Consider the following 905-nt stretch of genomic DNA (forward strand, 5'->3'; position numbering starts at 1 on the left):
TCCCAATAACTGTCCTGCCAATCTCTAAACGATTGCTTATAGGCTTCATTTTGTTCCTTTGGAGATAACCCATCCGCCTTGGCCTTCTGCTTTGCACTATCCCCAGGATGTAAGCTGATCGCCTTCAAATCATCAGGAACGATGAAAGCATGAAGATGAGGAAAAGCCTCATCATCATGCCTGATGACTGTCTTCAACTGGTCCCCATACGTGTCCTGCAACCACTTGACCGACCGAGCTTGCCAACGCTTACAATCGGCATCCATCTCACCTGGCCAAGACAGAACAATGCACGCCATAGTATTTTGAGTGCTTCTGATTTTCCTGCTCTTGCCATTCTTCTGAACATCAACAGCACCATCGCAAGCCTGCTCATGCTCACGCTCAAGAGCTTCTAAATCCTGACCAAAAACGAGAACCGGCTTGCCTGGATTTTCAACATGCAAACAGGCATCCGGATTTCTCCGGGTAGCCTCATCTATAGTCTCTTTAATATTCCACTTCTTAGACTTCGTTGCCTTGTCGGAAGGCTTTACAAGCACTTTACGACTCAGCATCTCAAAATGTGCGAATTGATAACTCATGACAACGATCCAAAAAATTTCTCGCAAATCGTTGAGAGTCTTCTTTTAAAATCATCAGACGTACAATTTTCCAAATCTAAATTATCGATACTCGAATACAAACCATCCTTGTCACATTCTTCTAAATCTTTAACCCAAAGGCGTATCTCATCTTTATTGTCATTAACAAAAACACACTCGTAACAAAAATCATCCTCGTCATCGTTCAAATATTCGTTGAATCTTAAAAAACCATATCCCCTGCTTTCTATGTAATCCAAAAACAAAGAAGAATGCGAAGGAAGACAACGCAAATAATCTCTATAACTTTTCACATCCTTC

The 905-nt window shown here is 41.8% G+C and carries 2 protein-coding genes; both read right to left on the reverse strand.

The window, feature by feature from the left end:
- Positions 1–584, reverse strand: a 584-nt coding sequence (locus KP705_RS15475; protein ID WP_215764796.1) for a plasmid recombination protein, incomplete at its 3' end; no start/stop codon positions are given.
- On the reverse strand, positions 581–905 hold a 325-nt coding region (locus KP705_RS15480; RefSeq protein ID WP_215764797.1), incomplete at its 5' end, for a hypothetical protein. The genes KP705_RS15480 and KP705_RS15475, both read right to left, overlap by 4 nt.

It is taken from the genome of Gluconobacter sp. P1D12_c (genome assembly GCF_018812105.1).
GTDB lineage: Bacteria > Pseudomonadota > Alphaproteobacteria > Acetobacterales > Acetobacteraceae > Gluconobacter > Gluconobacter oxydans_A.